Here is an 18,924-nt window from a genome sequence, read left to right on the forward strand (position 1 = left end):
CACCCACCCGGCCCTGCTCCGCCAGCGCTGGGACGGCGGTGCCTACACCCGGATCCTGCTGTCGGCGCCGGCCACGCCGAAGACGGACAACAACCCGGTGGGCCTGAACGTCCGCTCGTCCTTCGACGAGGGGGCGACCTGGCGCAACTACGACAACAGCGTCGGTAATGCGGGTGTCCGGATCGACGGCGACCACGCCGGATACTCGGACATGGCGCTCATCGGGAATGGCGCGATCGGCGTGCTGTATGAGGCGGGGGCGGCCCGTTTCAGGGACGAGATCCGCTGGAACTGGTTCTGGGAGAGCGCCATCGGCCTACGCTGAGCCCCGCTCCCTGCATCCCGTCCCGTCCCGTCGCGCCCCGGTCTCTGCTTCCCCGGGTCCCGACTCTCCGGTCTCGTTTCTCCGGTCCCATTTCCGCCCAGTCCCGTCGCGTCTCGGTCTCGTCCCCGTCTCGGTCTTGGTCCCCGTCCCGGTGCTCCAGGCCCCGAGCGGTCCCCATCGGGCTGCGGGGATGCGGCTCCCGAGTGCCCCCTGTCCCCGTCACGGTGCTCTGAGGCCCGAGCGGTCCCCGTCCCGTCACGGGTGCTGCGGGCCCGAGTGGTTCCCGTTGCGCCTTTACCGAGCGCCCCTGCCGAGCGCCCGTGGTTTGCGACCTGAGTGTGCCGATTCGTGCGTTCTCTCGATCTTGGCCGTGCCCTGGGAGTTTTGTTGGGCGGTGTCGGATTCGGTAGGTATCGAGATCGTCAATCCGCTCCGGTGTGACAGGTTTCACTTCTAACATGACCTACCGCCGTAAGATCCGCTCGCGCTGGATATGGCGACGTGGGCGGAAGTGATGCCGGATGCGGCCGTTGCGTAATTGTTGGGCGGGCGGGTATCGCACCACCGCGAGTAGTACTACACTGCGTAGAGCTACGCCAAGTCTCATCCAAGTGAGCCACAAGATCGTGTTCCTAGGCTGAGGGCTGCTCCCTGGGGAGTAGTAAGAAATCAACTCAGGGCGGACGCGTGCGTCACCCGCAAGCAGGCATGCTCACAGGGTTCGCACGTCCGGGGCGGGCGACGGGAACACTAAAGCAAGCCGTGGAGGAAACCGATGCGCCTGCGTCACGCTGACGGAACGCTCGTTCACCTCGCCTACAACGCAGGCGTCCACCCCGCTGAAGACTTGGAGAACTTGATCGCCCACCTCACCCGTTACGCGGTCCCGGTGCGCAAGCGGCTGGGCGTGGAGCGGATGGGCATCGGCCTCTGGCTCTCGCCGAGCGTCGCCGACCACCTCACGGCCGACCGCATCGAGCTCGTACGGCTACGCCGCTCCCTCGAGGAGCGCGGCCTCGAGGTCGTGAGCCTCAACGGCACCGGCGGACGCAACCAGGAGGTCCCCGGACCCGACTGGGCCAAGCCCGAGCGATACCGCTACACCATGGCGCTGGCCAAGATCCTGGCGTTCCTGCTGCCGGAGGACGTGCGGTTCGGGAGCATCTCCACGATTCCGATCGGCTGGCGGCGTGACTGGCCCGCCGATCTGCACTCCATCGCCACCCGCCGGCTGGAGCGGCTGGCCCGCGAGCTGCGCGGCATCTACAGCGTGACCGGCAAGACGATCCGGGTCGGGTTCGAGCCCTGGCCCGGGTGCGTGCTTGAGACGACCGAGCAGGCCCTTGAGCGGGTGTGCGGCATCGACTCCGAGCACCTGGGCGTCTGCCTGGACGCCTGTCACCTCGCCTGCGGCGCCGAGGAGCCGGGTGCGGCGCTCAAGGGGCTGGCCGAGGCCGGTGCGCCGGTGGTCAAGCTGGGGCACGTGCACAACCACACGGGGGAGACGCCCAGCACGGGCGCGGTGCTGCACGACACGCTGACGGCGATGCTGTCGGGGGCGGTCAGCGGGAGTGCGCACATCGAGGTCGAGACGCACAACCTGATGGTGCCTGGACGGGCCAAGGGGCCTGGGGCGTTGGTGTCGATGCTGGCGGAGGAGCTGGCGTGGGCCCGTACGAACCTGACCAGCCTGGGCCTCCAGCTCGCCGCCTGACGGCTCCGGCCACCGGCTGATCGCCGTCCGGCGGCGCTCCTGTGCCGCCTGTGCCGCCTGACGGCTCCGTTCCTTGCCCCTGACCTGCGGGACTCGACGGGAGGCGGCACATCCCCGTCTGAGCGCCGTACAGGTGCCCCTGCCCGCACGCCATGGCCGCCGGGGGCGGGCGGCTCAAAGGCTGCCGAACCAGCCGGGGGTGTCCAGGCGCCACAGGTTGGCGGGAGTCATCTTGCGCAGGTCGGCCTCCAGCGCCCGTAGCCGGTCTTCGCCCAGTTCGTTCGCCCAGCGGGCGCGGAGGTCGTCGAAGATGCGGGCCGAGCGGTGCAGGGCGTCCAGCCCGTACGGGGTGAGCCGGGCGATCTTGCGTCTCGTGTCGTCGGGATCGGCGGTGCGCTCGACGTAGCCGACACGTTCGAGGGTGTCGATCGTCTTGCCCGCGGCCTGTTTGGAGACGCCGAGCGTCCGGCCCAGCTCGACGGCCGTGGTGCCGCCCGGGCCGATGGCCTGCATGACGAACCCGTGCATGGGCCGCATGTCCGGATGCCCCTGCCGGGCCAGCTCGGCGTGCAACTCGTCGATCAGCATCCTGAACGCGAGCAGCAGGCGCAACGGAAGTTCGAAGCCGGGGGCGTCATTTGACACGATAGACAACCTGGTTAACTATATAGACAACGTAGTTGCCTATCTTAGGGGGTTGGACGCGTGACTGTCATACGTGGCGCGCAGGCGCGGCGATCGGAGACTCCCAGCGGGGTCATGACGACGTTCGCCTCGCCGACGCAGGGAGGGGCCTCGCGCTCGCTCTGGAAGGTGGAGGCCAAGCCGGGTGTCGCCGGGCCGGTGCACGACTTCGACAGCGAGCAGGTGTGGAGCTGGCTCGCCGGGGCGGCGACCGTCGAGCTGGGTGGCGAGACGTTCGCCGTCGCGGCCGGAGACGTTGTCGTCATGCCCGCGCACACGGTGCGGCAGGTGCTCGCCGACCCGGAGAACGGCTACGTGGCGGTCGTCACGGCTCCGGCCGGCGCCAGGGCCATGAGCGCGGACGGGGCCGACTACGGCGTCCCGCCATGGATCGCGTGAAGGCCCAGGACGGGCCATCAAGAAGATCGAGGAAGGGGATCGTTGATGAAGTCTGTCGTTCCGGCGGCTGATCGGCGCCGGGTCGAGACGCCCAACGGGGTCATGACCACGCTGGCCTCTCCCACTCAGGGGCAGGCCGGGCAGGCCGTGTGGCGGGTGGACGCCAAGCCCGGCATGGTGGGCCCGGTGCACGCGTTCGATGCCGAGCTGGTGTGGACGTGGCTCGACGGGGCCGCCGTCGTGGAGCTGGGCGGGGAGCGGTTCGAGGTCGCCGCGGGCGACACCATGGTGCTGCCCGCGGAGGTGAGCAGGCAGATGGTCGCCGACCCGGCGGCCGGGTTCGCCGCGATCGTGGTGGCGCCGCCAGGGGCCGAGGTCTACAACCCCGGCGGCGTCTCGGAGCCCGGCGCCTGTGACCTGGCCCCCAAGGACGCCGAACGCATCGTGCCGCTCTGGGTCCGGTGACGGCGGGGCTCGTGCGGGGTCAGCCGTGGGGGAGGCGGTAGGTGCCGTCGTCGAGGTGCTCGGCCAGGCCGTCGGCGATCAGGCCGTCCAGGGCGCGTTCGCGCTGTGGGGCGTCGTCCCACACGACGTCGAGTGCCGCCTTGGGCACCGGGCCGTGGGCCGCGCGCAGCACCGCAAGGAGCCGGCCGCGGCACTGGCGGTCCGTGCCCGCGTACGTCTGGCCCTTGCGCGCGGGGCCGGCGTGCGGCGGCTTGCCCGCCAGGCGCCAGGCGCACAGGTGGGTGATCGGGCAGTCGGCGCAGCGCGGGGCGCGAGCCGTGCAGACCAGCGCGCCCAGCTCCATCACCGCCACGCCCCAACGGGCGGCCCCCAGCTCGGGCAGCAGGGTCTCGGCCAGGCGCCGCTCGGCCGCCGAGGTGGCCGTGGGTGGATATTCCTCCGCGCGTACGGCCCTGGCGAACACCCTGCGGACGTTCGTGTCCAGGACGGCGTGACGTCCGCCGTAGGCGAAGCTGGCGACCGCGGCCGCGGTGTATTCGCCGATGCCCGGCAGGGCCAGCAGGGTCGCGTGGTCGGACGGCACCTCGCCGCCGTGCTCCTCGGTGATGGCCTTGGCGCAGGCGTGCAGGCGCAGCGCGCGGCGGGGATAGCCGAGCCGGCCCCAGTGGCGCACGGCTTCGCCGGGCTGTTCGGCGGCCAGCGCCTCGGGAGTGGGCCAGCGGGCCATCCATTCGTGCCAGACCGGCAGAACGCGGACGACCGGGGTCTGCTGGAGCATGATCTCGCTGACCAGCACCCCCCACGGGGTGGCGTCGGGAGCTCGCCACGGGAGGTCTCGGGCGTTGTCCTCGTACCAGTCCAGAACGGGGGCGTGCAGGAGGTTCGACTCAACCACGCGGTCAAGGGTATGCCTAGATGAATGGCCTCGGCGTGTCGTCACTCCTCGCAGTCCTGAGGTAACCATGCTGAGCGTATGGATCCGGATACGATGCGTGGGGACGGCGGTGACGTCTACTGGCGACGGCGGATGAGCGTGCTGGTGGCGGTCCTCGTCGTGGTGGCCGTGGTGGCGTGGGCGTGTTCGAGCGGGGGCAGCGGGCCGGAGCGTACGTCCAGCGCCCAGTCGACCCCGAGCGTCACCCCCGCGGCTGATCCGCTGCTGGCTGGCCTGCGTACGCTCGCCATGGGCACCACCAGCCCGTCGCCCACCCCCAGCGTGCCCAAGACGTCCCCGGTCGCCCGGCCGAAGCGGCCCGGAGAGCCGTGCGCGGAGTCGGAGCTGGTGCTCAGCCTGCAGGGCGGCAAGGAGCAGATCTACGCGGCGGGGACCAAGCCCAGCTTCCTGGTCACGCTGGTGAACACGGGGCCCGTCATGTGCACGGCCGACGTGGGCCCGCGCGCCATGGAGATCCGCATCACCTCGGGGGCGGACCGGATCTGGTCCACCGCCGACTGCGTGAGCGGGCCGGGCACGGAGGTGCAGCAGCTCCAGCGGGGAGTGCCGTACGTCCGGTCGCTGGACTGGGACCGCCGCCGCTCCAGCACCGACTGCCGCACCACGCCGGCCGCGGCGCTGCCCGGCACGTACGTGGCCTCGGTCCGCATGGGCAAGCTGCGCAGCACCAAGGGCGTCTTCCACCTTCGTTGACCCGAGGGCGCGGGATCGTCAGGCGCGGTCGTAGCGCATGACCACCACCTGCGAGTCGCACGTGCGCGACTCGACCAGCCGCAGCCCGAGCCGGTCCGCGCGGGCGGCGAACAGCGGCCTGCCGCCGCCCAGCACGACCGGGTGCACCGCGATGTGGTACTCGTCGATCAGGCCGAGCTCGGTGAGCGCGGCGGCCAGGGCCGAGCCGCCGGTCAGCAGCAGGTCCTTGCCGGGCTGCCGCTTGAGCTCGGCCACGTCCTCGGCGAGGTTCTTCCCCAGCACGGTGGTGCCCCAGTCCGCGTCCTTGAGGGTGGTCGAGAAGACGATCTTCGGCGTGCTGCGCCAGATCGGGGTGAACCTGAGCACGTGCGGATGGTCCGAGACCGACTCGGCGGTGGGCCAGAAGGCCGCCATGCCCTCCCACACGCCCCGGCCGTACAGGAAGGTGTCGACCCGCTCGGTGAGCGTCTCCGAGTACGCCGACAGCTCATCGCCCATCACCGGCCAGTCGAACTCGCCCTGCGGCCCGTCGATGTGCCCGTCGATCGAGGTGTGCACCCAGAAGATGATCTTACGCATGTCCGGCTCCTCCGCCTGTTCCGCATCGCTTTCGTGCGGAGGTCGGAGCCGGGAGCCGGTTCTCTACATCCCCGGCAAGAGATTTTCGCTCAGACGTAGCGTTCGAGGATGGAGGACTCGGCGAGGCGGGACAGGCCCTCGCGGACGCTGCGCGCCCTGGACTCCCCGACGCCGCCCACGGCCTGCAGGTCGTCGATGCTGGCCGCCAGCAGCTTCTGCAGGCCGCCGAAGTGGTTGACCAGGCGGTCGACCACCGAGGCGGGCAGTCGCGGCACCTTGGCCAGGAGGCGGAAGCCGCGCGGGCTCACCGGGCTGTCGAGCTTGTCGGTGCCGCCGTGGCCCAGCAGGTGGGCCACGGCGGCCAGGTCGAGGAGCTCGCCGCCGGACAGCTTGTCCAGCTCGTGCAGGGCCTCGGACAGGCGGCGCTGGCGGCGGCCGGACGGGGCGGGCAGATAGTCGCGGATGACCAGCTCGCGCTCCGAGTCGACCCCGGCGACCAGCTCGTCGAGCTGGAGGGACAGCAGCCGGCCGTCCGTGCCCAGCTCCACCACATAGCCCTTGATCTCGTCGGAGATGCGGCGGACCATCTCCAGGCGCTGCGCGACGGCGGCCACGTCGCGGACCGTGACCAGGTCTTCGATCTCCAGGGCCGACAGGGTGCCGGAGACCTCGTCGAGCCGGTGTTTGTAGCGTTCGAGGGTGGCCAGGGCCTGGTTGGCCTTGGACAGGATGGCCGCGGACTCCTCCAGGACGTAGCGGATGCCGTCGAGGTAGAGGGCGATGATCCGCATCGACTTGCTGATCGCGATGATGGGCAGGCCGGTCTGCCGGGCGACGCGCTGGGCGGTGCGGTGGCGGGTGCCGGACTCGTCGGTGGAGATCGAGGGGTCGGGCACGAGATGGACGGCGGCGCGGATGATCCGCTGCTCGCCGCTCACCACGATGGCTCCGTCCATCTTGGCCAGCTCGCGCAGCCTGGTGGCCGAGAAGTCGACGTCGAGCTCGAAACCGCCGCTGCAGACCTCTTCGACGACCTTGTTGTAGCCGAGCACGATCAGCCCGCCGGTCTGCCCGCGCAGGATGCGCTCCAGGCCGTCGCGCAGAGGTGTGCCCGGCGCCACAGCGGCCAAAGCGTCGCGACGGCGGTCGTCAAGACTCCTATCCACCTGACCCCCGTGTCGATTGGTCAAGCTCAGCTTAGCCGTGCTATGTGACGTGTGTGAGTGCGTCCCAGACGTTCTCTGCCTGGAAGACCTCAAATCCGGGGGCGAACGCCACCGGCCCGACCGGCACCAGCGAGCGCTGCCCGGTGCGCTTGCGGCCGCCCTCCTCAAGGGATCCGGCGGGCACGAGCGCGCGCTTGAAGCCCAGCCTGGCCGCCTCCGACAGCCGCCTGCGCACGTCCTTGACCGGCCGCAACTCGCCGGCCAGGCCCACCTCGCCGAGCGCGACCAGGCCGGCGGGCAGCGGCTTGTCTCCCGCGGCGCTGGCGACGGCGAGCATGACCGACAGGTCGACGGCTGGGTCGGCCAGCTTGATGCCGCCGACGGTCGCGGTGAACACGTCGCATCCGCCGAGCCGGGCGTTGAGCCGGCGCTCCAGGACGGCGAGGATCATCTGGACGCGGTAGGTGTCGAGCCCCGACGAGGTGCGCCTGGGCTGCTGCGCCTCCGTGCGCGCGACCAGGGCCTGGACCTCAGCGGGGAGCGGGCGGGTGCCCTCGACCGTGACGGTGACGCAGGTGCCGGGGACCGGCTCGCTGCGCCGCGAGACGAACAGGCCGCTCGGGTCGGTGATGCCCTCGATGCCCCGCTCGTGCAGGTCGAAGCAGCCGACCTCGTCGATGGGGCCGAACCGGTTTTTGATCGCGCGCACCATGCGCAGCCGGGAGTGGCGGTCGCCCTCGAAGTTGAGCACGACGTCGACCAGGTGCTCCAGCGTGCGCGGGCCCGCGATCGTGCCGTCCTTGGTGACGTGGCCGACGAGCACCGTGGCCATGTTGCGCTCCTTCGCCAGCCGCACCAGGTTGGCGGCCACCTCGCGGACCTGCGTCACCCCGCCGGCCACGCCGGTGGCCTGGGCCGAGCCGACCGTCTGCACCGAGTCGACCACCAGCAGCGTCGGCTGCACCTTCTCCACATGGGTGACCAGGGCGGACAGCTCGGTCTCCGCCGCGAGATAGAGGCGGTCCTGGATCGCGCCGATGCGGTCGGCGCGCAGGCGCACCTGGGCCGCCGACTCCTCGCCCGTCACGTAGAGGACCGTCTCGCGCTCGGCGATGCGGGCAGCCGCCTCCAGCAGCAGTGTGGACTTGCCGATGCCGGGCTCGCCGGCCAGCAGCACCACCGCGCCGGCCACCAGGCCGCCGCCGAGCACCCGGTCGAGCTCGGCCACGCCGGTCGTGCGCGCCGCCGCCACCTCGGCCTTGACCTGGCCGATCGGCAGCGCGGGCGCGGTGGTGGCGCCCGCCTGGACGACGGTGACCCCGGCGCGGGCGCCCTCCTCGTCGACCGTGCCCCAGGCCTGGCACTCGCCGCACCTGCCCACCCATTTGGTGGTGCGCCACCCGCATTCGGCGCAGCGGTATCCGGGCTTCTGGGCAGTCTTGGCCATGTGGAGCAGGCTAGCGGCCCGTACCGACAATCTTCGCGCCCCGCTCGCACGGCACGGCCGGTCACCTCACCGGGCCGGACGCGGCCGGGCCGGATGCAGGCGCGCGGACCTCGGGAAGGGCCGGTCGGCGGGTCAGGCCAGGCCCAGCTCGGAGACGAGCATGCGCTTGGGCTTGGCGCCGATGATCTGCTTGACCGGCTCGCCGTTCTCGAACAACAGCATCGTCGGCACGGCCATGACGCCGTACCGGGCCATGATCTCGGGATTCTCGTCGGTGTTGAGCTTGCCGATCGTCAGGCCGTGCTCGGCCTCGATCTGCTCAAGCACGGGGCCAACCATGCGGCACGGCCCGCACCATTCGGCCCAGAACTCGACCAGCACCGGCTTGTCGTTCTTGAGCACCTGCTCCTCGTAGTTGTCCGTGGTCAGTGTGATCATCTTCATCCCCTTACGAAGCAACCTGGGCACGACTGGGCGAGCTGGGCGGCCACTTCCGCACGCCGGGCGAGCAGGACGCGGATCTCCTCGTCGATCTCGGTCAGCTTGCGCTCATAGACCTCGACCGACTCGGCGCACGAGCCCCCCGTGCTGTGCCCCCGCCGCAGGCAGTCCACGAACGGCCGGGTGTCCTCCAGCGTGAACCCGACCTTCAGCAGGGCCCTGATCTCGGACACCAGCCGGACGTCGTCCTCGCTGTAGTCGCGATAGCCGTTGGACCCGCGACGGGCGCTGAGCAGCCCGTGCTGCTCGTAGTAACGAAGCGAGCGGGTGCTCACTCCGGTGCGTTCCGCCAGCTCACCGATGCGCATGCCACCACGGTAAACGTTGACACCGACGTCAATGTCAAGCCTCAGAAGTAGCGCCAGCGCAGGACGTTCGGATAGGGGAGCTCCAGACCGGGCGTTTCCGCGATCGCCTGCTCGGCCACCTCGGGCGTGAACTCGATGCGCAGCACCGCCTCCAGGTCCGCCCGCCGCTGGAAGACCATGCGGAGGTCCAGCGGCCGCCGCTGCCAGCCCTGGCGGTCCCAGAACGACTCGACCTCGCGGGCGGAGTAGGTCGGCACGGTACGCGAGAACCAGCGGCCGAACGCCCCCCGCGCGGCGTCCAGATCGACGACGAAGGCCGCGCCGCCGCGGCGTACCACCCGGGACAGCTCGCGCAGCCCCGGCTCGCAGCCGGGCCCGAAGAAGTACGCCCACCGCGCGACGGCGACGTCCACGCTCGCGTCGGGCAGCGGCAGCTCCTGGGCCGTTGCCGCGTGCACCGCCACGTTGGCCAGCCCGGCGCAGCGGCGGCGGGCCAGCCCGGCCAGGTCGCCGTGCGGCTCGACGCCGATCACCCGCGCCGCCTCGGCGGCCAGGGTCGGCAGGTGGTAACCCGTGCCGCAGCCGATGTCGAGCACGGTGGCGCCGTCCCATGGGCGCAGCGCGCGCATGGCCGCGCCGGCCGCGCCCTCCGGGTCGACGGCGCGATTTTCCAGCTCGTAGACCTGGGGCGTGTTCCAGATGTTCGGGCTCGGGATCGCACCTTTCGCTATCCGTGGCATGACTCAACGGTAGGTGCTTCGTCACCTCCGGGAGCCGCCCGACGCGGCCCATCAGTGGGGCTCGCGCGCCAGATCGGCTTCTCCGGCTTAGGCTGGCAACGTGGCTGATGTCATCCGCGTGCCCAATGCGAAGATCGCATTGTCCACCGCTTCGGTATATCCGGAACGCACTCCTGACGCGTTCGAGCTGGCCGCGCGCCTGGGTTACGACGGCGTGGAGATCATGGTGGGCGCCGATCCCGTGAGCCAGGACATCGACGTGATCGAGCGGCTCTCGGAGCACTACGAGGTGCCCGTCCTGGCCATCCACGCGCCCTGCCTGCTCGTGACGCAGCGGGTCTGGGGGCGCGACCCCTGGGCCAAGCTGGTCAAGGCGCAGAAGGCGGCAGAGCGTCTCGGCGCCTCGACCGTCGTGGTCCATCCCCCGTTCCGCTGGCAGCGTGACTACGCGCGCGACTTCGAGACCGGGCTGGCCAGGATGCGTGACGAGACGGGTGTCGCGTTCGCGGTCGAGAACATGTTCCCGCTCAAGGCCAGGGGCAACGACGTGGTGCCCTACTCACCCGACTGGAACCCGATCGACTACGACTTCCCGCAGGTCACCCTCGACCTGTCGCACACGGCCGTGTCGGGCTCCGACGCCATGGAGATGGCGGTCAAGCTCGGCGACCGGCTGGCCCACCTGCACCTGGCCGACGGGCTGGGCGTGAGCAACAAGGACGAGCACCTGGTGCCCGGCCGGGGCAACCAGCCGTGTGCCCAGATGCTGGAGCGCCTGGCCACCAACGGCTATTCGGGGCTGGTCGTCCTGGAGATCAACACGCGCAAGGCGGCCAGCCGTACCGAACGGATCGACGATCTGGCCGAGGCGCTGGCCTTCGCCCGGTTGCACCTGGCGGCGTCCTCGTGAGCGGGGGGCCGCTCAAGGATCTTGGCCGGGTGTTCGACAGCGTGGCGGACGCCTATGACGCGGGCCGGCCGGCCTATCCCGACGAGATGTACCGCGCGCTGAGCGAGCTGTCCGGCGTCGATCTCGACGGCGCCACCACCGTGGACGTCGGCGCGGGCACGGGCATCCTGACCCGGGCGCTCAGGGCGCGCGGGGCTCAGGTGATCGCCGTCGATCCGGGCGCCGAGATGCTCGCGCGGCTGGTGTCGCGGGCGGCCGGGGAGGGTGGAGAGGAAGGCGAGCGGGGTGCCCCGCCGCCTGTCGCGGCCGTGCTGGCCGACGGCAACGCGCTGCCGCTCGCCGACGGGGTGGCCGACCTGGTGACCTACGCGCAGTCGTGGCACTGGCTGGACCCGGTGGTCTCGATCGCCGAGGCCAGGCGGGTGCTGCGGCCGGACGGGGCGATCGTGGGCTGCTGGAACCTCAACCACGCCGCCCAGGCCGACTGGCTGGCCGCCTACGAGGCCCGGCTGGCCGAGGCGGTCCCCACCTACTGGGGGCCGGCCGTCGAGGAGTGGTCGGTCCCGCCGATCGCCGCGGCCTTCGAGGTGATCGAGGAACGCTGGATCCCCTGGACCCGGCTGGTCGGCATCGAGGACTTCCTGCTCGGCCTGCGCTCCCACTCGTACATGGCGGCCATGTCGCCGCAGACCGCCGACGAGCTGGTCGACCGCCAGCGCGTGGAGCTCCGCAAAGCTTTCCCCGAGGGCCTCCTCTCCGTCCCGATGCGCGTCTACCTGGCGGTGGGCCGGTGACCCGGCGAGGGAGCGGCGGCGTCTGGAGGAGCGGCGGGAGCGGAGCGACCAGAGCGGGGGAAGGCGGCGTCGTTGGGCGACCGAGCCCGCCTCACGGAGTGAGGCCCATGAATGCGCGAGGGAGCGGCGGCGTCTGGAGGAGTGGCGGGAGCGGAGCGACCAGAGCGGGGGAAGGCGGCGTCGTTGGGCGACCGAGCCTGCCTCACGGAGTGAGGCCATGAGCGCTGAAAATGGGACCAGCAAGCGGAGGCCCGGGCGGAGGCCGGGGTCGGCGGACACGCGGGGGGAGATCCTCACGGCCGCCAGGCGGGTGTTCGCCGAGAAGGGGTTCGACAAGGCCACCGTGCGCGGCATCGCCAGGGAGGCCAAGGTCGATCCGGCCCTCGTGCACCACTACTTCGACACCAAGGAGGGCATGTTCGCCGCGGCCATGCAGCTGCCGATCACGCCCGACGAGGTCATCCCCGTCCTGCTCGACGGCCCGCGCGAGGAGCTGGGCGAGCGGCTCGTACGCCTGGTCCTGCGCGTCACCGCCGCGCCCGAGACGCGCGAGCCGATGGTGGCCCTGATCCGCTCGGCCATGACGAACGACCAGGCCGCCGGGATGTTCAGGGAGTTCATCACCAACGCGCTGCTCTACCAGGTGGCCGCCCGGCTCGGCGTGCCGCAGTTGCAGGTCGAGGCCGGGTTCGCGCAGATGTTCGGCGTGATCATGGGCCGTTACGTGCTCAAGCTGGAGCCGCTGGCGAGCGCCGATCATGAGGAACTGGTCGAACTGCTCGGGCCGACTCTTCAGAGGTACTTCACACCCTAGAGCATTGTTCTAGAGTGGGCGGTGACCTTAGGGTATGTCGCGTACACCGAAGATGTTACCCGTGGGTAGGATCGTGAGGAGAGGTCTGCGATGCGGGTGAGCGTACGCTGACAGCCAAAGTCGTCCTGGGAGGACCCCGTGCTCTGGGTAGCCGTCATCGGGCTTGTCATGACCGTCGCGGCGGTGGCCGTCGCCGGCCGCAGGGCGTTGTTCCTGTTCAAGCTGGCCACCGTGGGCCCACCTGCGCCTGAGCGGATCGAATACGCCAAGGCGCATGCGGGCGATGAGGCCAAGGCGCAACTCGTCGAGGTGTTCGGGCAGAAGAAGCTGCTCAAGTGGACCCCGTCGGGCGTCGCCCACTTCTTCGTCATGTGGGCCTTCTTCATCCTGCTGACCGTCTACATCGAGGCGTACGGCGCGATCATCCAAGGCGCGATCACCGGCACGCCCGACTTCCACATCCCGCTCATCGGCACCTGGGGCGTGCTCGGCTTCCTGCAGGACTTCATCGCGGTCGCCTGCCTGCTCGGCCTGGTCGCCTTCGCGGCAATCCGGATCAAGAACTCTCCCGGCAAGCTCGGCCGCGACTCCCGGTTCTCCGGCTCGCACCTCGGCGGCGCGTGGCTCGTCCTGTTCATGATCTTCAACATCATCTGGACGCTCTTCCTGGCCCGCGGCGCCGCCGCGGCCAACGGCAACTTCCCCTACTCCTCGGGGGCGTTCGCCTCGCTCGCGCTCGGCGACGTGCTGCCGCAGAACGCGCTGCTGGAGGAGATCGCGCTGCTCCTGCACATCGGCTTCATGCTGGTGTTCCTGGTCATCGTGGTGCACTCCAAGCACCTGCACATCTTCACCGCCCCGCTCAACGTGCTCTTCTCGCGCCGCCCCGACGGCCTCGGGGCGGCGGTCGAGATGCGCGTGGACGGCAAGCCGGTCGACTTCGAGGACGAGGACCTCGACCCCGAGCGGCTCGGCCGCGGCAAGATCGGCGACACCACCTGGAAGGGCTTCCTCGACTTCTACTCCTGTACGGAGTGCGGCCGCTGCCAGTCGCAGTGCCCGGCGTGGAACACCGACAAGCCGCTCTCGCCGAAGATGCTCATCCTCGACCAGCGTGACCACGCCTTCAAGGTGGCCCCCTACCTGATGGCGGCCGACCAGGACCAGCACAAGGACACCGACGTGCTGGCGCTGCTGGAGAAGCCGCTCGTGGGCGAGGACGGCGTGATCCACCCCGACGTGCTCTGGTCCTGCACCAACTGCGGCGCCTGCGTCGAGCAGTGCCCGGTGGACATCGAGCACATCGACCACATCCTCGACATGCGCCGCTACCAGGTCATGGTGGAGTCGTCGTTCCCGTCCGAGGCGGGAGTGATGGTGAAGAACCTGGAGAACAAGGGCAACCCGTGGGGCATGTCCGAGATGAAGCGCGCCGACTGGATCGAGGAGCTCGACTTCGAGGTCGAGCTGGTCGACGAGAAGATGCCCGAGGACACCGAATACCTGTTCTGGGTGGGCTGCGCGGGCGCGTTGGAGGACCGGGCGAAGAAGACCACCAAGGCCGTCGCGGAGCTGCTGCACATCGCGGGCGTCAAGTTCGCGGTGCTCGGCCCGATGGAGGCGTGCACCGGTGACCCGGCCCGCCGTCTGGGCATGGAATACCTGTTCAACATGCTCGCCCAGCAGAACATCGAGACGCTCAACGAGGCGGGCGTCAAGAAGATCGTCGCCACCTGCCCCCACTGCTTCAACACGCTGGCCAACGAATATCCCCAGCTCGGCGGCACGTATGAGGTCGTGCACCACACCCAGCTCCTGGCCAAGCTGGTGGACGAGGGACTGCTCACCCCGGTCACGCCGATCGAGGAGAAGATCACCTACCACGACCCGTGCTTCCTCGGCCGCCACAACAAGGTCTACTCCCAGCCCCGCGACATCATGTCGAAGGTCCCCGGCGTGCAGACCCAGGAGATGCACCGTCACAAGGACCGGGGCTTCTGCTGCGGCGCCGGCGGTGCGCGCATGTGGATGGAGGAGCGCATCGGCAAGCGCATCAACACCGAGCGCGTGGACGAGGCGCTGACCACCAACCCCGACACCGTCTCCACCGCCTGCCCGTTCTGCATGGTGATGCTCGGTGACGCCATCAACGAGAAGAAGAACAACGGCGAGGCCAAAGAATCACTGGAAGTCGTGGACGTGGCCCAGCTCTTGATCAAATCAGTCAAGACCCCTACCTGACCACGAAAAGTCGGACTCCTCCACAGCCCTTGTGGAGGAGTTCCGCACGTCAGCAGGGGCCGGTGCAAGAAATCTGCCATCCACATAACGGGAAAATCACGGTAACCTCAACGTCGCATGGCTCTATTCGACGGGGAGGGGGCTCGTGATGCGCGTCGTGGTCACCGACGCCGAAGTCACCCTGGCCGACGTGCTATCCCTTCGACTCGCCATCGACGAACCATTGGAAGACGGCACCGAGCTCGTGCTCAGGCATCGCACCACGGGCGACGAACGCGACGTCCTGCTCGGCACCTCGCGTGCGCGGGCCCGCGAGACCTCGCTGGCGGTCTCGCTGGCGCCGCTGGAGCTCAGCGCCGGGCGCTGGGACGCCTACCTGCGCCACGACGGCAAGCGCACCAGGCTGAGGAGCGCCGACCCGGGCTTCTCCCTCGACCACCTCGACGCGTACGCGCTGTGCAAGCGGACCCTCGCCTACCGCTCCTACCGCACCCGCAACGGCTTCCTGGCGCTGAAGATCTCCGACGCCGAGCCGGTGGCCGAGGTCCGGGCCGTCTGGTTCAGGGAGGGCCGCTTCGAGGTGACGGGCCTGCTGGCCTACACCGGGCTGGAGGACGACGACTCCCGCCACGAGGCCAGGCTGACCCTGGACCGCCGCCAGACGAGCGCGCAGGTGTCCTCCAGGGCCACCGTGCAGGGCGTGCGCTTCCACGCGGCCGTGTCGCTCGTGGACGTGCTGGCCGCCGACCCCGATTCCGCCGGCACCTGGGAGCCGGCGCTGGAGGTCGAGGGCGTGCCCGCGCCGCTGCGGCTCGGCGCGCGGCTCGACGACGTGGACGGCAAGAGACGCCGGCTGCACTATCCCGCGGCCAAGGTGGACGGCGTGCCCATCAGGCCCTGCTACACCGCCGACGACGAGCTGCGGATCGAGGTGGGCGGATGAAGGTCAGCCTGGTCCTCGCCTCCGCGTACGCCATGCGCGGCGACGTGCGCGCCACGCTCAACCTGGCCACCGCCCTGGCCGAGCGGCACGACGTCGAGGTGATCAGCGTCAGGCGGCAGAAGGACAAACCGTTCTTCCCGGTGGGCCCCAACGTGACCATGCGCAGCGTGGTCGACGCCAGGCCGGGCGTCAGGCACCTGCTCCCGCGCGGTCAGGTGCGCACCGAGGTCGCGTTCTGGCGGCTGCTGCGCAACCTCAAGTCCGACGTCCTGATCACGACCAGGCCGGGGCTCAGCGTCCAGGCCGCCAGGCACGCTCCACGTGAAACCTTGAAGATCGCCAGGGAGTGGGGCAGGCCGGCCGTGCCGGGGCCCGTCAAACGCTTCTACCCGCGCCTGAACGCCGTCGTGACGGCCACGGACTCGGCCCAGGAGGAGTGGACCAAGCTGCTCGCCGACGGGCCTCTCGTGCACTCCGTGCTGGACGCGCTGCCGAGCGGTCCCTGGCCGCGCTCGCGGATGGACAACAGGATCGTGGCCGCCGGTGGGCGCTGGGTGCCGGTCAAGGCGTACGACCGGCTGATCAGGGCGTTCGCGATCGTGGCGGACAAGCGGCCGGACTGGCGGCTGCGGCTCTACGGCGGGGGCCCCGAGGAGCGGCGGCTGCGCGCGCTGGTCCGTGACCTCGACCTGCACAACCACGTCTACTTCATGGGCACGACGCCCGACCTGGCGGGCGAGTTCGCCAAGGCGTCGATCGTGGCCAACACCTCGCGCAACGGCGACCTCGGCATGACCGTGCTGGAGGCCATGGGGTGCGGGGTGCCCGTGGTGGCCTTCGACGGGGCGAGAGGCTCGACCGAGTTCGTGGCCACCGGCTACAACGGCGTGCTGGTGCCCGAGTCGGAGAGCGAGCTCCAGCTCTACGCGTCGGCGCTGCTGGCGCTGATCGACGACGAGCGCCGGCGGCGCTCGCTCGCCGCGGGTGCTCTGGACACGGCCGTGCGGCATTCCGCCGACGAGGTGGCCGAGCAGTGGGAGAAGCTGATCACCGATCTCCGCTGAACGAGAGCGCGGACGCTTATACGGGTTACGGGTACCGTAGAAGCATGCATGGGTACAGCGGAGACAAGCAGGCATACTTGACGCGCCTCAGGCGAATCGAGGGGCAGATCCGGGGCCTGCAGCGCATGGTCGATGACGATGCCTACTGCATCGATGTGCTCACCCAGGTCTCCGCCGCCACCCGGGCGCTGCAGGCGGTGGCGCTCGGGCTGCTGGAGGAGCACATCTCGCACTGCGTGGCCGACGCGATCAACACCGGCGGGCCCGAGGCCGAGGCGAAGGTGAAAGAGGCGTCGGCGGCGATCGCCCGCCTCGTCCGTTCGTAGGAGACGAGCCCCGGCGATTGACTAGTTATGTGAAACCCCGGAAACCATGGTCCCGGTCCTCATTCGAGTTCCGGAACTAGGTCCCCGGGGCTAGTAATCGTGATGGTCCTTCAGCGGCTCGCCGAAGTCCGCAATCCGAGCGCGTCGTCGAGTTCGTCCAAGGTCAGCCGCCGCTCGCTGACTGCCACGGCGGTGAGCACCTCGGCGTAGAGCGCAATCTCGTCCAACGCGACACGGTCGTGGACCCGAGAGTCCAGGTCGTCGTGCCCCACCGCGTCGTCCTTTCCTTCCGCAGCCCACACCCTCTACGAGGTTACGGCGGAGGGTCTTCAGGCAACATGGCCCATCGGAGTCATTCCTTTCCGCGCCTCGGGGGCCCCAGGGGGATCATTTCCCGAATCCGAGATCACAATTCAGCGAATTTCCTGATCGCTCAAGTGATAGGACGATATGGGCGGAGTTAGAGTGAAATAACGATAATAGTGGGTTACGTGTGACGATCGTCGCGTTCGTGGATCAGCCTGCGTACGAGCGCCGTCTGCCCGGCCAGCCCGCGCTCCGGCACCCTGGCTCCGGTCAGCTTGCCCCACGCGAGCCCCGTCGCGTACGCGGCCCCCAGCACCGCCGCCGCGCTGCCCCTGTCGGGCGGCGCCACCTCCAGCACCGGAGCGGGCTTCATCGAGACCCCGCCGGTCTGGGTGATGACGGGGAAGCCGTCAGGCTCGGTCGAGTCGCCCGCCGACGTGCCGGTGAGCCCGGCACGGTCCAATTCCTCGTAGGCGCGCCTGAGCCGGTGGTCCAGCAGCGACGGCAGCCGCCCCTTGGAGTCGGACAGATCCGCGAGGTAGGCCGCGGTGGCGCCGGCCGGGTCGGACGCGAACCGCAGCGCCTCGGCCAGGTCGTAGACGGCGTGCCGGAAGTGCGCCTCCGGGTCGGTCTCCCAGAACAGCGCCCGGCCCAGCCGCGCCGGGCAGCGCCGGAGCCACGCCTCGCGCACCGCCTCGTCGTCCGCCAGGCCGGCGTCGAGCCCCGGGCGGCGCAGCACGGGCTCGACCATCGTGAGCAGCGCCAGCGCCCGCGGCCTGAACCGGGTGTCGGACAGCAGGATCTGGGCGGTGTCGGCCATGACCGCGGCCAGCCTGAGCGCGGCCCGCGAGCGGCCCGCCCGCAGCCGCTCGGCGACGAGCCTGGCCAGGTCGAGCAGCGGCGGCTGCGGCAGCCAGCGCACCCACTCGTCGCCGGGCAGCGAGCGGCGCAGGTATTCGCCGAAGACGGTGATCAGCCGCTCGTTGCCGTCGAAGGCGGGCGCGTACGCGCACCACATGATCGTGCCCCAGATGGCCGCCACCGTGCTCGGCACGTCGGAGGCGAAGATCTCGTCGAAGGCCGTGAGCGGGTAGTCCAGCTCGGACTTGCGCCCGCTGGCCCGCAGCAGCACTCTGAGCTGCTCGGTCAGGTGCTCGGAGACGTCGGGGCCGATGAACGCCTGGGTGGAGCCGGGCTCGGCGTGGAAGTCGGGGCCGTGCGGGACCACCTCGTCGGGCAGCACCGCCGCCGTGTGCCGCACCTGGCGCGGCCGGGTGCCCCTGGGCGGGGGCGCGAGGTGCCAGCGGCCGTCGCCGGGATCGTGCAGATGCCAGCGCGCGTGCGCGCCGAAGAGCCATCTGTCGCCATCGGGGGTCACAAGTATTCTGGCGGCCAGGACGTGGGCCCGGTCGGGCACGGAAAGCCCCTGCCAGCGGGGGTCTGCGACCATCGCACGGACCTCCGCCTCTGCGGAGGTGAACGCATCCCAAGGTCGCACGGCCGTCATCGTACTGGGAGTACTCGGATCATCCATCGGCATTTCACGGCAG

22 protein-coding genes are annotated in these 18,924 nt (G+C 70.2%); 12 read left to right on the forward strand and 10 right to left on the reverse strand.

Annotated elements, in window-relative coordinates; all coding sequences use genetic code 11:
• Positions 1-325: sialidase family protein (locus tag ETD85_RS62925; RefSeq protein WP_170246547.1), on the forward strand; the 325-nt coding region annotated here is incomplete at its 5' end.
• Positions 326-1,172: 847 nt separating this feature from the next.
• Positions 1,173-2,039: a sugar phosphate isomerase/epimerase family protein gene (locus ETD85_RS07190; protein ID WP_240779007.1), complete on the forward strand. Its 867-nt coding sequence runs from the start codon at positions 1,173-1,175 to the stop codon at positions 2,037-2,039.
• A 174-nt stretch (positions 2,040-2,213) separates the two neighbouring features.
• Here the strand turns inward: ETD85_RS07190 and ETD85_RS07195 are convergent, their stop codons facing one another.
• Positions 2,214-2,684, reverse strand: a complete 471-nt coding sequence (locus ETD85_RS07195) for a MarR family winged helix-turn-helix transcriptional regulator (RefSeq protein ID WP_206058150.1) — start codon at positions 2,682-2,684, stop codon at positions 2,214-2,216.
• 60 nt (positions 2,685-2,744) lie between these two features.
• Here ETD85_RS07195 and ETD85_RS07200 point away from each other — a divergent pair, with 60 nt between their 5' ends.
• Together ETD85_RS07200 and ETD85_RS07205 are read left to right on the forward strand one after the other, a co-directional pair.
• Positions 2,745-3,122 carry a cupin domain-containing protein gene (locus tag ETD85_RS07200; RefSeq protein ID WP_138688817.1) on the forward strand — a complete coding sequence of 126 codons (378 nt, stop codon included), beginning with the start codon at positions 2,745-2,747 and terminating at the stop codon, positions 3,120-3,122.
• A gap of 45 nt (positions 3,123-3,167) precedes the next feature.
• Entirely contained in the window at positions 3,168-3,587 is a 420-nt protein-coding gene (locus ETD85_RS07205; protein WP_138688818.1) for a cupin domain-containing protein, read from the forward strand.
• Between the two features lie 19 nt (positions 3,588-3,606).
• Here the strand turns inward: ETD85_RS07205 and ETD85_RS07210 are convergent, their stop codons facing one another.
• A complete protein-coding gene (locus ETD85_RS07210; RefSeq protein ID WP_206058151.1) occupies positions 3,607-4,482 on the reverse strand; it encodes an A/G-specific adenine glycosylase in 876 nt (291 codons plus the stop codon).
• 78 nt (positions 4,483-4,560) lie between these two features.
• On the opposite strand from ETD85_RS07210, the gene ETD85_RS07215 reads away from it, so the two are divergent.
• Positions 4,561-5,235: a hypothetical protein gene (locus tag ETD85_RS07215; RefSeq protein WP_138688819.1), complete on the forward strand. Its 675-nt coding sequence runs from the start codon at positions 4,561-4,563 to the stop codon at positions 5,233-5,235.
• An 18-nt stretch (positions 5,236-5,253) separates the two neighbouring features.
• On the opposite strand, the gene ETD85_RS07220 is transcribed toward ETD85_RS07215, so the two are convergent.
• The 6 genes from ETD85_RS07220 to ETD85_RS07245 all read right to left on the reverse strand — a co-directional run bounded on the left by ETD85_RS07220 (position 5,254) and on the right by ETD85_RS07245 (position 9,976).
• Entirely contained in the window at positions 5,254-5,814 is a 561-nt protein-coding gene (locus ETD85_RS07220; RefSeq protein WP_138688820.1) for a dihydrofolate reductase family protein, read from the reverse strand.
• Between the two features lie 89 nt (positions 5,815-5,903).
• Positions 5,904-6,980 carry a DNA integrity scanning diadenylate cyclase DisA gene (gene disA, locus ETD85_RS07225; protein WP_138688821.1) on the reverse strand — a complete coding sequence of 359 codons (1,077 nt, stop codon included), beginning with the start codon at positions 6,978-6,980 and terminating at the stop codon, positions 5,904-5,906.
• 40 nt (positions 6,981-7,020) lie between these two features.
• Positions 7,021-8,427 (reverse strand): DNA repair protein RadA, encoded by a 1,407-nt coding sequence (gene radA, locus ETD85_RS07230; protein ID WP_138688822.1) that lies wholly within the window; start codon positions 8,425-8,427, stop codon positions 7,021-7,023.
• A gap of 132 nt (positions 8,428-8,559) precedes the next feature.
• A complete protein-coding gene (gene trxA / locus ETD85_RS07235; protein ID WP_206058152.1) occupies positions 8,560-8,865 on the reverse strand; it encodes a thioredoxin in 306 nt (101 codons plus the stop codon).
• 2 nt (positions 8,866-8,867) lie between these two features.
• On the reverse strand, positions 8,868-9,236 hold the full coding sequence (locus ETD85_RS07240) for a MerR family transcriptional regulator (RefSeq protein ID WP_138688824.1): 369 nt from the start codon (positions 9,234-9,236) through the stop codon (positions 8,868-8,870).
• 41 nt (positions 9,237-9,277) lie between these two features.
• Complete coding sequence (locus ETD85_RS07245) at positions 9,278-9,976, reverse strand: class I SAM-dependent methyltransferase (protein WP_138688825.1); 699 nt, start codon at positions 9,974-9,976, stop codon at positions 9,278-9,280.
• 100 nt (positions 9,977-10,076) lie between these two features.
• On the opposite strand from ETD85_RS07245, the gene ETD85_RS07250 reads away from it, so the two are divergent.
• From ETD85_RS07250 to ETD85_RS07280, 7 genes are all read left to right on the forward strand, one after another.
• A complete protein-coding gene (locus ETD85_RS07250; RefSeq protein ID WP_138688826.1) occupies positions 10,077-10,886 on the forward strand; it encodes a sugar phosphate isomerase/epimerase family protein in 810 nt (269 codons plus the stop codon).
• 29 nt (positions 10,887-10,915) lie between these two features.
• Positions 10,916-11,680, forward strand: coding sequence for a class I SAM-dependent methyltransferase (locus ETD85_RS07255; RefSeq protein ID WP_240779008.1), 765 nt, complete (start codon positions 10,916-10,918; stop codon positions 11,678-11,680).
• Between the two features lie 217 nt (positions 11,681-11,897).
• A complete protein-coding gene (locus ETD85_RS07260) occupies positions 11,898-12,494 on the forward strand; it encodes a TetR/AcrR family transcriptional regulator (protein WP_138688828.1) in 597 nt (198 codons plus the stop codon).
• A gap of 138 nt (positions 12,495-12,632) precedes the next feature.
• On the forward strand, positions 12,633-14,735 hold the full coding sequence (locus ETD85_RS07265) for a (Fe-S)-binding protein (protein ID WP_138688829.1): 2,103 nt from the start codon (positions 12,633-12,635) through the stop codon (positions 14,733-14,735).
• A gap of 148 nt (positions 14,736-14,883) precedes the next feature.
• Positions 14,884-15,678, forward strand: a complete 795-nt coding sequence (locus ETD85_RS07270) for a hypothetical protein (protein ID WP_138688891.1) — start codon at positions 14,884-14,886, stop codon at positions 15,676-15,678.
• A complete protein-coding gene (locus ETD85_RS07275) occupies positions 15,675-16,742 on the forward strand; it encodes a glycosyltransferase (protein WP_138688830.1) in 1,068 nt (355 codons plus the stop codon). The genes ETD85_RS07270 and ETD85_RS07275 overlap by 4 nt, the downstream gene beginning before the upstream one ends.
• 44 nt (positions 16,743-16,786) lie before the next feature.
• Positions 16,787-17,068: a metal-sensitive transcriptional regulator gene (locus tag ETD85_RS07280; protein ID WP_080044376.1), complete on the forward strand. Its 282-nt coding sequence runs from the start codon at positions 16,787-16,789 to the stop codon at positions 17,066-17,068.
• A gap of 110 nt (positions 17,069-17,178) precedes the next feature.
• Here ETD85_RS07280 and ETD85_RS62930 read toward each other — a convergent pair whose 3' ends face one another.
• The gene (locus tag ETD85_RS62930) at positions 17,179-17,340 is read right to left on the reverse strand and encodes a hypothetical protein (protein ID WP_020540796.1); all 162 of its coding nucleotides are present in this window, start codon (positions 17,338-17,340) and stop codon (positions 17,179-17,181) included.
• Between the two features lie 215 nt (positions 17,341-17,555).
• A complete protein-coding gene (locus tag ETD85_RS07285) occupies positions 17,556-18,824 on the reverse strand; it encodes a hypothetical protein (RefSeq protein ID WP_240779009.1) in 1,269 nt (422 codons plus the stop codon).
• Positions 18,825-18,924 lie beyond the last annotated feature (100 nt).

This window comes from Nonomuraea zeae (genome assembly GCF_005889725.1).
Classification (GTDB): domain Bacteria; phylum Actinomycetota; class Actinomycetes; order Streptosporangiales; family Streptosporangiaceae; genus Nonomuraea; species Nonomuraea zeae.

Excerpts from the sequence above, each read along its gene's own strand:
- ETD85_RS07205 (WP_138688818.1), top strand. The coding sequence starts at position 3,168 with ATGAAGTCTGTCGTTCCGGCGGCTGATCGGCGCCGGGTCGAGACGCCC.
- ETD85_RS07215 (WP_138688819.1), top strand. The coding sequence starts at position 4,561 with ATGGATCCGGATACGATGCGTGGGGACGGCGGTGACGTCTACTGGCGA.
- ETD85_RS07220 (WP_138688820.1), bottom strand. The coding sequence starts at position 5,814 with ATGCGTAAGATCATCTTCTGGGTGCACACCTCGATCGACGGGCACATC.
- radA (WP_138688822.1), bottom strand. The coding sequence starts at position 8,427 with ATGGCCAAGACTGCCCAGAAGCCCGGATACCGCTGCGCCGAATGCGGG.
- trxA (WP_206058152.1), bottom strand. The coding sequence starts at position 8,865 with ATGATCACACTGACCACGGACAACTACGAGGAGCAGGTGCTCAAGAAC.
- ETD85_RS07240 (WP_138688824.1), bottom strand. The coding sequence starts at position 9,236 with ATGCGCATCGGTGAGCTGGCGGAACGCACCGGAGTGAGCACCCGCTCG.
- ETD85_RS07245 (WP_138688825.1), bottom strand. The coding sequence starts at position 9,976 with ATGCCACGGATAGCGAAAGGTGCGATCCCGAGCCCGAACATCTGGAAC.
- ETD85_RS07260 (WP_138688828.1), top strand. The coding sequence starts at position 11,898 with ATGAGCGCTGAAAATGGGACCAGCAAGCGGAGGCCCGGGCGGAGGCCG.
- ETD85_RS07270 (WP_138688891.1), top strand. The coding sequence starts at position 14,884 with ATGCGCGTCGTGGTCACCGACGCCGAAGTCACCCTGGCCGACGTGCTA.
- ETD85_RS07275 (WP_138688830.1), top strand. The coding sequence starts at position 15,675 with ATGAAGGTCAGCCTGGTCCTCGCCTCCGCGTACGCCATGCGCGGCGAC.
- ETD85_RS07280 (WP_080044376.1), top strand. The coding sequence starts at position 16,787 with ATGCATGGGTACAGCGGAGACAAGCAGGCATACTTGACGCGCCTCAGG.
- ETD85_RS07285 (WP_240779009.1), bottom strand. The coding sequence starts at position 18,824 with ATGGTCGCAGACCCCCGCTGGCAGGGGCTTTCCGTGCCCGACCGGGCC.